The sequence below is a fragment of the Nonomuraea sp. ZG12 genome (genome assembly GCF_052068115.1).
GTDB lineage: Bacteria > Actinomycetota > Actinomycetes > Streptosporangiales > Streptosporangiaceae > Nonomuraea.
In genome coordinates this window covers 99,107-109,748 of the sequence record NZ_JBQHCW010000016.1, presented here as the reverse complement: position 1 = coordinate 109,748, position 10,642 = coordinate 99,107, and the positions used below count along the sequence as shown (strand labels likewise).

The 10,642-nt window shown below is 70.7% G+C and carries 10 protein-coding genes; 5 read left to right on the top strand and 5 right to left on the bottom strand.

The window, feature by feature from the left end; genetic code table 11:
* Nucleotides 1-12 precede the first annotated feature (12 nt).
* Together ACTMTF_RS33285 and pknB are read left to right on the top strand one after the other, a co-directional pair.
* Nucleotides 13-1,383 carry a protein kinase domain-containing protein gene (locus tag ACTMTF_RS33285; protein ID WP_441114233.1) on the top strand — a complete coding sequence of 457 codons (1,371 nt, stop codon included), beginning with the start codon at nucleotides 13-15 and terminating at the stop codon, nucleotides 1,381-1,383.
* Between the two features lie 85 nt (nucleotides 1,384-1,468).
* Nucleotides 1,469-3,355, top strand: coding sequence for a Stk1 family PASTA domain-containing Ser/Thr kinase (pknB, locus tag ACTMTF_RS33280; protein WP_441114232.1), 1,887 nt, complete (start codon nucleotides 1,469-1,471; stop codon nucleotides 3,353-3,355).
* Nucleotides 3,356-3,536: 181 nt separating this feature from the next.
* Here the strand turns inward: pknB and ACTMTF_RS33275 are convergent, their stop codons facing one another.
* From ACTMTF_RS33275 to ACTMTF_RS33265, 3 genes are read right to left on the bottom strand one after another with little or no spacing between them, the layout of a single operon-like run.
* Nucleotides 3,537-4,109, bottom strand: a complete 573-nt coding sequence (locus ACTMTF_RS33275; protein ID WP_441114231.1) for a glutamine amidotransferase-related protein — start codon at nucleotides 4,107-4,109, stop codon at nucleotides 3,537-3,539.
* Nucleotides 4,106-4,264 (bottom strand): hypothetical protein, encoded by a 159-nt coding sequence (locus ACTMTF_RS33270; protein ID WP_397015798.1) that lies wholly within the window; start codon nucleotides 4,262-4,264, stop codon nucleotides 4,106-4,108. Before ACTMTF_RS33270 ends, ACTMTF_RS33275 begins: the two co-directional genes overlap by 4 nt.
* A 1-nt stretch (nucleotide 4,265) precedes the next feature.
* Nucleotides 4,266-4,877, bottom strand: a complete 612-nt coding sequence (locus ACTMTF_RS33265; protein WP_441114230.1) for a class E sortase — start codon at nucleotides 4,875-4,877, stop codon at nucleotides 4,266-4,268.
* A 143-nt stretch (nucleotides 4,878-5,020) separates the two neighbouring features.
* Between ACTMTF_RS33265 and ACTMTF_RS33260 the strand changes: the two genes are divergently transcribed.
* The gene (locus ACTMTF_RS33260) at nucleotides 5,021-5,266 is read left to right on the top strand and encodes a cell division protein CrgA (protein WP_397015794.1); all 246 of its coding nucleotides are present in this window, start codon (nucleotides 5,021-5,023) and stop codon (nucleotides 5,264-5,266) included.
* 31 nt (nucleotides 5,267-5,297) lie between these two features.
* On the opposite strand, the gene ACTMTF_RS33255 is transcribed toward ACTMTF_RS33260, so the two are convergent.
* Both ACTMTF_RS33255 and ACTMTF_RS33250 read right to left on the bottom strand, forming a co-directional pair.
* Nucleotides 5,298-6,032 carry a rhomboid family intramembrane serine protease gene (locus ACTMTF_RS33255; protein ID WP_441114229.1) on the bottom strand — a complete coding sequence of 245 codons (735 nt, stop codon included), beginning with the start codon at nucleotides 6,030-6,032 and terminating at the stop codon, nucleotides 5,298-5,300.
* A gap of 282 nt (nucleotides 6,033-6,314) precedes the next feature.
* Entirely contained in the window at nucleotides 6,315-6,854 is a 540-nt protein-coding gene (locus ACTMTF_RS33250) for a peptidylprolyl isomerase (protein ID WP_441114228.1), read from the bottom strand.
* Between the two features lie 220 nt (nucleotides 6,855-7,074).
* Between ACTMTF_RS33250 and ACTMTF_RS33245 the strand changes: the two genes are divergently transcribed.
* Both ACTMTF_RS33245 and ACTMTF_RS33240 read left to right on the top strand, forming a co-directional pair.
* Nucleotides 7,075-7,515, top strand: a complete 441-nt coding sequence (locus ACTMTF_RS33245; protein WP_441114227.1) for a hypothetical protein — start codon at nucleotides 7,075-7,077, stop codon at nucleotides 7,513-7,515.
* 127 nt (nucleotides 7,516-7,642) lie between these two features.
* A complete protein-coding gene (locus ACTMTF_RS33240) occupies nucleotides 7,643-10,603 on the top strand; it encodes a LuxR C-terminal-related transcriptional regulator (protein ID WP_441114226.1) in 2,961 nt (986 codons plus the stop codon).
* Nucleotides 10,604-10,642 lie beyond the last annotated feature (39 nt).

Genomic DNA, 10,642 nt, shown 5'->3' with positions numbered 1-10,642 from the left:
ACGTGCTGGACCATGCGGCTCGGTAACCGCTACCAACTGCTCTCCCCCATAGCCACGGGCGGCATGGGGGAGGTCTGGCGTGCCCGCGACGAGCTGCTCGGCCGCGAGGTGGCGGTCAAGGTGCTGCGCAGCCACATCTACGCCGATCCCGGGTTCCGCGAGCGCTTCCGCAACGAGGCGAGGATCACCGCCGGCCTGGCCGACCCCGGCATCGCCCAGATCTTCGACTACGGCGAGCACAGCGACCTGGCCTATCTGGTGATGGAGCTGGTGCACGGCGAGCCGCTGTCGGCCATCCTGACCCGCAACGGCTCCCTCGGGCCCGAGGTGGCCCTGGACGTGCTGCACCAGACGGCCAAGGCGCTGCATGTCGCGCACTCCTCCGGGATCATCCACCGCGACATCAAGCCCGGCAATCTGCTCGTCACGCCCGAGGGCGCCATCAAGGTGACCGACTTCGGCATCGCCCGCGCGATGGAGGCGGCGCCCGTCACGCAGACCGGCACGGTGCTCGGCACCGCCCAGTACGTCAGTCCCGAGCAGGCTCAGGGCCTGCCGCTGACACCGGCGACCGACCTCTACTCGCTGGGCGTCGTGGCCTACGAGTGCCTGTCCGGGCGGACTCCGTTCCGGGCGGACAGCGCGGTGGCGATCGCGCTGCAGCACCTGAACGAGGAGCCGCCGCCGCTGGGCGTGGACGTGCCCGCACCGGTGCGGCAGCTCGTGCTGGCGCTGCTGGCCAAGGACCCCGCCCAGCGCCCCGGCTCCGCGCTGGAGCTGGCCGACCGCGCGTACGTGCTGCGCGAGTCGCTGGCGGGCGTTTCGCCGGGCGCCGAGTTGAGCATGCTGACCGATCCGTCCGGTTTCACGGTTCGCCCGCCGGAGCCGGACGCCGGGCAGGTCACCGAGGCCGGGCCGACGGCGGACACGGTGGTGCAGAAAGCCGCTCCCCGGCCACGGCGGCGCGGGGTCGGCCGCACCCTGGCGCTGGCCGCCACCGCCGGATGCGTGGCGGCGGTCGGATTCGGCGCCTTCGCGTTCACCTCTCCGCAGGTGACGCCGGCTCCCATGCCCACCCCCACCGCGGAGCCCGCGGAGCCGGCGGGCGGCGCCGCGACCCCGAAGCACAAACCATCACGTACTAAGACACAGACCCGTCGCCCTCCAGTTGTTACGGTGAAGTCGACAAGGCCGGTACCCTCACGGTCGGCTACGGTTACCAAGTCGGCAACTCCGACGAGACGGCCGACGCCGAAACCGACCCCGACCGCCACCCGTACACCGACCCCCACACCGACCCCAACGCCAACTACGACGCCGACAGCGACACCTTCGGCCTCGCCGGACCCGGGTGAAACGAACCCGCCGAAGGAGGAGACGTGATGCGCCAACGGGTCGATGATGGACACCGGCGGCCGCCCCCCGAGCAGGCCGGCCACAAGATGAACGGTAAGGGACAGTGCAGGAAATGACTCAGCCTCGGCTACTCGGAGGTCGCTACGAGCTCGACGGTGTCGTCGGGCGCGGCGGCATGGCCGAGGTGTATCGCGCCCGAGACATCCGGCTGGACCGAATAGTCGCGATCAAGACTCTCCGGTCGGACCTGGCAAGAGACCACACCTTCCAGGCCCGCTTCCGTCGAGAGGCCCAGTCGGCGGCGTCGCTGAACCACCCGGCCGTCGTCGCCGTCTACGACACCGGCGAGGACGTCACCGAGGGCACCCCCGTGCCCTACATCGTCATGGAGTACGTCGACGGCCGGACGCTACGCGACCTGCTGCGCGCCGATCGGCGGTTGCTGCCGGAGCGCGCGGTCGAGCTGGTCGACGGCATCCTGCGCGCGCTCGACTACAGCCACCGCGGCGGCATCGTGCACCGCGACATCAAGCCCGCCAACGTGATGATCACGACCGGCGGCGAGATCAAGGTGATGGACTTCGGCATCGCGCGTGCGATGGCCGACTCCGCCGCCACCATGACGCAGACCGCGCAGGTGATAGGGACCGCCCAGTACCTGTCGCCCGAGCAGGCGCGCGGCGAGCGGGTCGACGCCCGCAGCGACATCTACTCCACCGGGTGCCTGCTCTACGAGCTGCTCACCGGCCAGCCGCCGTTCACCGGCGACTCCCCCGTCGCGATCGCCTACCAGCACGTGCGCGAGGACCCGATCCCGCCGTCGCAGATCGACCCGGAGATCCCCGCGTGGGCCGACGCGATCGTGCTGAAGGCCATGGCCAAGGACCCCGCCCACCGCTACCAGAGCGCGGGCGAGATGCGGGCCGACATCCAGCGGGCCATGTCCGGCATGCCCGTCGACGCGCAGACGATGACGATGGGCGGCAACTACGGCCAGGCCCAGGGCACCCGGATGATGACGGCGACCCAGTCCGCCGCCGGGCCGGCCACCCAGCGCTCCGGCGCGCTGCCGGACTACGAGTACGACGACGGCGGCGGCGGTCGTGGCGGGCGGCGTAGGGCCAATGGCGGCGGCAACAACGCGATCAAGACCGCGGCCTGGATCATCATCCCGTTGCTGATCATCGGTGCGTTCATCACCGTGGGCTACGTGGTCTTCAGCAGTGGTGGCGCCAGCACGACGACCGACGCCGCGATCAAGGTGCCCGACCTGGCCACCCAGCAGCTCGACTACGCCCAGACGGAGCTGCAGACCCTTGGACTCAAGGCCGAGGTGATCGAGGAGTTCAGCGACAGCGACAAGGGCACGGTCATCAAGACCGACCCGGCCGCGGGCGTCGAGGTGGAGAAGGGCGCCAGCGTCAAGGTGTACGTCTCCAAGGGCCAGGAGAAGGTCAAGGTGCCCGCCGGGCTCATCGGCCTCACCACCGACGAGGCCAACCGGCTCCTCACGGAAGCGGGGCTGAAGGGCTCGGTCAAGACCAAGGCGTCCAGCAGGGCGCAGGGCAAGGTCTTCCAGACCGACCCGAAGGCCGGCAGCGAGGTCGAGAAGGGTGGCACCGTCACCCTCTACATCCCCAAGGAGCTGGCCGAGGTCCCGAGCGTCCTCAACCTCACCGAGCAGGACGCCAAGCAGGTGCTCGAAGGCGCGGGCTTCAAGGTCCAGGTGCGCAAGCAGCCCGACCAGCAGGCCGAGGGCACGGTCATCCAGCAGAACCCCGGCGAGGGCGCCAAGCTCTCCCCGCGGATGACCGTCACGATCGTGGTCTCCGAGGGGCCGGCGGCGCCGACTACTCCGACGGACGAGCCGACGAGCGACTTCCCGACCGACGACGGCCTGCCGACGGACGACACGGGCCAGCCGCCCACGGACGACTTCCCGACCCAGGACGAGCCGCCGGGCGACGACCCGTTCGGCGACAACGGCCTGGGCGGCTAGACAGACGGCTGAACAGGCGACTGAGGGCCGCCATCCCCTCTCTGGGGGTGGCGGCCTTCGCGTGTCCCCGCGGACGCCGTACGTGCGCCTCAGGCCCGTGCCGGACAGCGGAAAGCGCCCCCGCCGTTCGGGGGCGACGGCGGGGGCGCTCAACTCTGAGTCGTTTCGCGGCAGTTGTTCGTTACACGATGGCCTGCAGCCAGTTCGCCAGCAGCCGGTGGCCGTGTTCGGAGAGCACGGATTCGGGGTGGAACTGGATGCCTTCGATGGGCGCGGTGCGGTGGCGCAGCCCCATGATGACGCCGTCGTCAGTGCGCGCGGTCACGTCCAGCTCGTCGGGCACGGTCTCCGGGAGCACGGCCAGCGAGTGGTAGCGGGTCATCCGCACGGGCGAGGGGAGCGTGGCGAAGACGCCCTTGCCGTCGTGGGAGATGTCACTGGTGCCGCCGTGCACGAGCTCGGGAGCGCGGGAGACCGTGGCGCCGAAGGCGCAGGCGATGGCCTGGTGGCCCAGGCAGACGCCCAGCAGCGGCTGTCCCCGCTCGACCGCGTGGTGGACCAGGGGGATGCTCACACCGGCCGCCTCCGGCGTGCCGGGGCCGGGGCTGACCAGCACCGCGTCGAAGCCGCCGGCGTCGGCCACCCGCACGTCGTCACGGGAGCGCACGTCACAGGTGGCCCCCAGCGCGCGTAGGTACTGCACGATGGTGTGGACGAAGCTGTCGTGGTTGTCCACCACCAGCACACGGCTCATCTGCGTACGGTCACCTCGTCGAGCGTCACTGCCGGCTCCCATAGCGGGAACACGACATACCAGAGTACGACCACCGCGACGGCGACCAGCACCACGGCCCCCAGCAGCTTGGTGGCGGTGCCGCCGGGCAGCTTGCGCCACAGCCAGGCGTACATCTCACTCCTTCCTGAGCTCGGTCCGCTTGAGCACGCCGTAGACGATGAGCCGCTGGGCGGCGGAGTACTCCGGATGGCAGGTGGACAAGGTGATGTAGGCGCGGATGGGCCGGATGTCGGGCTTGCCGGGGACGGGGGCGATCACCTCGACCTCGTCCGGCTCCACGATGTCCTGCGAGGTCACCCGGTAGGTGTAGCGGGCCTCGCGGGCCTCGACGATGACCTCGTCGTCGCGCTCCAGCTCGTCGATGCGCTTGAACGGCGCGGCATACGTGGTCCGATGCCCCGAGATCACGAAATTTCCTATTTCGCCGGGTAGGGCGCTGCCGGGGTAGTGGCCCGGCCCCCTCTTCAGGTGCTCGGCGTCCACGCCCTCCACCACGGCGTACTCGTAACCGCGACCCAGCCTCGGGATGCGCAGCATGGCCAGCGCCCCGCCGAGCTCGATCTTCTCGATCCGCCCCGCGCTCGCGGCGGCCAGCTCCCTCTGGAGCAGCAACTGCTGGCTCGCGGTGTAGGCGCCGGTGCCCCAGAGCAGGTAGGCGCAGAACAGCGTCAGGATCAGGCCCGCGGTGACGCTCAGCTCCCCCACGGTCCGCAACGTGGCCCGCACCCGGCCAGCGTATGCGTGCGCGATCGTGATCCCCGGGATCGCCATGTCGCGCGCGTGGCGACTATCCTGGGGCACGCTACGACTACCCTTAACGAAGAGCCTGTGGCGATCCGGAAGCCCAGGCCCTCAGCAGGAGTTATCCAGTGCCCAAGTCCAAGGCTCGCAAGAAGGCGGTCTACACCCCGCCGCAGAAGTCCCAGACGGTGCAGGTCAGCCCCCGCTGGCTGGCGCCCACGATGGTCGCGTCATGGATCATCGGCATCCTGTGGATCGCCACCTACTATGTGGCGCCCACGGCACCCTTCATCGGCGATCTGCAGAACTGGAATCTGCTGATCGGGTTTGTTTTCATCATCTTCGGTGTGGTGCTCTCCACCCGCTGGCGTTAGTTTTTCCACAGCTTTTCCACAGCTGGGGACGTCAGCGCAGAGCATCGAGGATCGTGGCATCTCTGACCAGCACGAGCACCACGAGGATGGCCAGCGCTCCCCCGATCGCCAGCACCTGCCACAGGGTCCGGTTGTTCTTGGGGGCGAGGGTGATGCCTGCCGCCAGCGCCGCCCCGGTGATCAGGCCGCCCACGTGGCCGGTCCAGCTGATGCCCGGCACGATGAACGTGATGACCAGGTTGATCGCGATGAGCGCGGCGATGCCGCGCACCTCCGTGTTCAGCTTGCGGCCCACCACGAACATCGCGGCGAACAGCCCGAAGATGGCCCCGGACGCGCCCACGGTCGCCGAGTTGATCTCGCTCAGCCAGAAGACCATCACCGAGCCGCCCAGGGCGCTGACCATGTAGACGGCCAGGAAACGGGTGTGCCCGAAGGCCCGCTCCAGGTACGGGCCCACCATGTAGAGGGCCCAGCAGTTGAACAGGATGTGGAAAACTCCGCCGTGCACGAACGCCGCGGAGATCAGCCGGTAGTACTCGTCCATCACGGCGACCCCGGCCGGCCACATCGCCAGCCGCTCGGTGATGCCCAGCTCCGGGAGCTGCTGGGCGCCGAACACGATCACGTTGACGGCCAGGAGGGCCCAGGTCACGAAGGGCGTGGTCACGACCGAGCCACCGAAGGTGGACCTGGCCTGCCGCATGCCCTTGTTGCCCTCGGCCACGCACTCGGGACACTGGAACCCCACGGCGGCATCACGCATGCAGTCGGGGCAGATCGGCCGGTCACACCGTTGGCAGCGAACCCAGGTCTCCCTGCCAGGATGCCGATAGCACGTCGGCACCGCCTCCGCTGGCTGCTCGGGCTGCGAAGGCGTGCTGGGCGGCTGGCTGGTCATGACCGCAGCCTATGGCAGCGGCGACCGTGCCGCGTCGGCTCGGCTTCCCTTACGCCACAGGCTGTACGCCGGCCGCGAGCCCGGGGCCGGGCTGGGGGGAGGCCGCCGCACGGGCGGCCCCTTCGCCCGCTCTCGGGTCCGGTCGGATCAGGCCTGGACGCGATCGATGGTGACCGACTGCAGGACGACGTCCTCCACCGGGCGGTTGTTGCGGCCGGTGCGGATCTTGGAGATCGCGTCGATCACCTCCTGCCCCTCGATCACCTCACCGAAGATGGTGTGCTTCCCGTTGAGGTGCGGCAGCGTGGGCACGCTGGTGATGAAGAACTGCGAGCCGTTGGTGCCCTTGCCGAACCGGATCCCGGCGTTGGCCATGGCCAGCAGGTACGGGCGGTCGAAGTAGAGGCCCGGGTAGATCTCGTCGTCGAACTCGTAGCCCGGACCGCCGACGCCCTGACCGAGCGGGTCGCCACCCTGGATCATGAAGTCCGGGATCACCCGGTGGAAGATCGTGCCGTCGTAGTAGCGGTCGGTGCTCTTCTCACCGGTCTCCGGGTGGGTCCACTCGCGGCTGCCCTCGGCGAGCTCGACGAAGTTTCGCACCGTCTTGGGCGCCTTGTTGGGAAAAAGTTCGACCTTGATGTTGCCATGATTGGTCTGCAGATTTGCGATCAGCTTCTCAGCCACGAGACAGCTGCCTTCCTCTATATACGGGATTGGTCTGTACGGTTTTGACGCCTATGGCCGTTAGGCCGCTCAAGCCATCCTCCCACGGGTCGTCATGATTGAGCCGCCTCCTACCGGGAAGGTCAGGCGCGGGGCCCCAACGACAGGGGAGGTAGACGTGTCCCTGACACTAAGAAGACACCGCGTGGCCATAGAGGTACCCACCACGTGGACGGGCCGGATGAAGGCCCAGGCCGTGCGAACCGGCCGACGTATGGCGCCGATGGCGGATCAGGCAAAGATGGTCGCCAACCGGCGTATGGAAGACGCCCGTTACTGGGCAGCACCAAGGCTAGAGAACGCCGCGCACCGGGTCGAGGACCAACTCGCCCCGAAGGTCAGCTACGTGCTGACCGCGGCAGCGGACAAGGTGAATCCGGCCAGGCCGAGGTCCCGGCGCTGGCCCATGTTCACCCTGATGACCGGTCTTGCGCTGGGAGCGGTGGGCTACATGTTCTACCGCCGCAATGCCCAGCAGTGGACCGAACACATGAAGGAGTCCGCGTCCGACGCCTCACGCTGGGCCGGCGAGAAGTCCGACAGGACGATGGAGACGGCGGACCAGGCCGGTGCGACGACGATGTCCAGCGCGGCGGATGAGGCTTCGCGAAAGATGTCATGATCCGCAGTGAGAGCGCGCTCCCACCAACCGGGGGCGCGCTCTCCCACGCCCAGGCGGCCGCGGACGTCGGCGCGGGTGCTGATGGCCGTGAGGTTTGTGGCGAGATACGACTTATAGGGTCGTTGTCATGCTTTATGGCAGGGGGGCGGAGACTGCCGCGATCGACGACCTGATCGGTGCGGCGGCAGCCGGTTCAGGGCGTGCGCTGGTGTTGCGTGGCGAGGCGGGGGTCGGCAAGTCGGCGCTGCTCGACCTGGCGGCGTCGCGTGTGGAGGACATGGCCACGCCGGAGGCGGACAGGCCGTCGGTGGTGGTGTTGCGGGCTCAGGGGGTCGAGGGCGAGGCCGACCTGGCGTTCGCGGCGCTGCATCAGCTGCTGCGGCCGGTGACCGGGCTGCTCGGCATGCTGCCGGGGCCGCAACGCGACGCCGTGTCGGGGGCGCTCGGGCTGGCCGCGCCGAGCGAGGACCGGTTCCTCGTTTCAGCGGGGGTGTTCTCGCTGCTCGCCGAGGCTGCGGCCGGTGGTGGGGTGCGTGGGGTGGGTGGGCCCGGTGGTGTGCTCTGCCTCGTCGATGACTTCCAGTGGTTCGATCGGGCCTCGGCCGACGCGGTGCTGTTCGCGGCCAGGCGGCTCCGGACGGAGAAGGTGTCGATGCTGCTGGCCGTACGAGGTGGCGGCCACTGCGCAGGGGTGCCGGAGCTGCGCGTCGGCGGGCTCGACCTGGAGAGCGCGGTCAGCCTGCTGAACGCCAAGGCGGTGGTGGCGCCCGGGGTGCGGGCTCAGCTCGTGTCGCTGACCGGTGGGAACCCGCTGGTCCTCGGGGAGACCGTGGCGTTGCTGAGCGCCGACCAGCTCACCGGTCACGCGCCGCTGCCCGACCCGTTGCCCGGTGGCGAGCAGCTCTTCGGCGAGCAGGTCGCCCGCCTGTCCAGGGCCGCCCGTGACGTCATGCTCATCGCCTCCCTGGAGAGCGATCTCGCCCTGGCCCTGCGCGCCGCCGCCCACCTCGCCACCGACGGCACCTCCCCGGGCGGCGACCTTCCGCACGGGGAAGGCAACGACCTGCCGCCCGCGAAGACCATCGGCGATCCTTCGGAGCTCCGCGATCGGCCGTCTCCGCCGGCTGAACTCGCGATGGCGGGGCTGCATGAGGCGGAGAGCGCCGGGCTGGTGAGCGTTTCTGGGGAAAGCGTACGGTTCCGGCATCCGCTCGTCAGGTCGGCGGTGCACGCCTCGGTCAGCTCGGTGGAGCTCCGGCGGGCGCACGCGGCGCTGGCCGGCCTGGTGCAGGGTGACAGGCGTGCCTGGCACCTGGCGGCCGCCACCGTGGGGCAGGACGAGACAGTGGCCGCCGCCCTGGCCGCGTCCGCGGCGCGGGCGCGGGCCAGGGGTGGGTACGGCGACGCGGCCAACGCCCTGGCCAGGGCGGCCGAGCTCACCCCGGCCCCGCTGACCCGCGCCCGGCGCTACAAGGACGCGGCCGCGGCCGCCTGGCTCGGTGGCCGCCCAGGCCAAGCCCAGACCTACCTCGCGGAGGCCCGCGACCTCGCGCATATCACCCGCGCAGCCGAGCCCGCCACCGCCGCACCCCCGGCCGAAAGTCGCGCCGTACCTTCGGCCCCGAATCCCGCCATATCCCAAGCCGCGAATCCCGCCGTAACCCTCGCCGCCTCCTCGGGCGGAGCCTCGGCCGCGGGCCCGACGACGGGTGCGGGCGTCGGTGCGGGGAGGGGGTGGGAGGGGCTGGTTGAGGAGATCGGGCAGTTGCGGGGGCGGTTCGAGCTCAATTCCGGCGACGCCGCCGAGGCGCTGCGGATGCTGGCGGCCGGGCGTGGGATGGGGATACTGGCCGACGCGTGCGAGGCCGCGAACTGTGTGGGCGATGTGGGCGCCATCGTGGAGATCGGGCGCCGGGCGCGTGGGTTCCCGCGGGGGTTCGTGCGGGACGTGGTGGTCGGGATCGGGGCGATGCTGGAGGACGGCAGCGGTGGGGAGCTGCTGCGGGGGGCGTTGGAGCACACGCCTGAGCTGAAGGAGGCGGCCGAGTTCCTGTGGGCGTCCGCGGCGGCCTCGTACCTGGGTGAGGCCGACGTCGCCGCCGAGCTGGTCGGGCAGGCGGGGCGGGTGGCCAGGGTGTCCGGGATGGCGGGACAGCTTCCGGTGGTGCTGGAGTACCTTTCCACGGCCGAGCGGCTGAAGGGACGGCTGGCCGAGAGCGCCGCGATCGCCGAGGAGGGGCTGGCGCTGGCCCGTGAGGCGGGCTACCGGAACTCGGAGGCGGCGCACCTGGCCAACCTGGCGGTGGTGGCGGCGCTGCGCGGCGAGGAGGAGGCCTGCCGGCGGTACGGCGAGCAGGCGCTGGCGATCGCGGTGCCGCATCGGGTCGGGTTGCGGGCGGGGGTGGCGGCGTACGCGCTGGCCATGCTGGATCTGGGCCTGGGCAGGTTCGCCGCGGCGCATGACCGTTTCGTGGCCATCACGCGGGCCGGGCCGGGGGCGGGGCATCCGACCGTGGTGTGGCGGACCACCCCTGACCGGGTGGAGGCGGCAGTGGCGGCGGGTGAGATCGAGGCGGCGCGGGCGGCGCTGGAGGGCCTGGAGCGGTGGGCGGCCGAGGCCAGGACCGCCGAGTCACGGGCGCTGCGGCTGCGCTGCCGGGGGCTGCTGGACGGCGACGCGGAGGACTTCGAGGAGGCGCTGCGGCTGCATCGGGAGCCGTTCGAGGGGGCGCGCACGGCCATGCTCTACGGGGAGCGGCTGCGTCGTGCGCAGTTGCCCGGGAAGGCGAGGGGGCACTTGCGGGCGGCGCTGGAGACGTTCCAGAGGGTGGGCGCGGAGCCGTGGGCGCGGCGCGCGCTCGCCGAGCTGCGGGCGGCGGGTGAGGCGGCCGAGAGGCCGGCGAGCGACGTGTGGGCCGCGCTCACGCCGCAGGAGCTGCGCATCGCGCGGCTGGTGGCGGAGGGGGCGTCGAGCAAGGAGGTGGCGGTCCAGCTGTTCCTCAGCCCGCGCACGGTCGAGTACCACCTGTACAAGATCTATCCCAAGCTCGGCATCACCAGCCGTACCGAACTCGCCCGGCTTCTGTAGTGGCCAGTAGTTCTACGGAAGGCACCGGGGGCGGCCGCG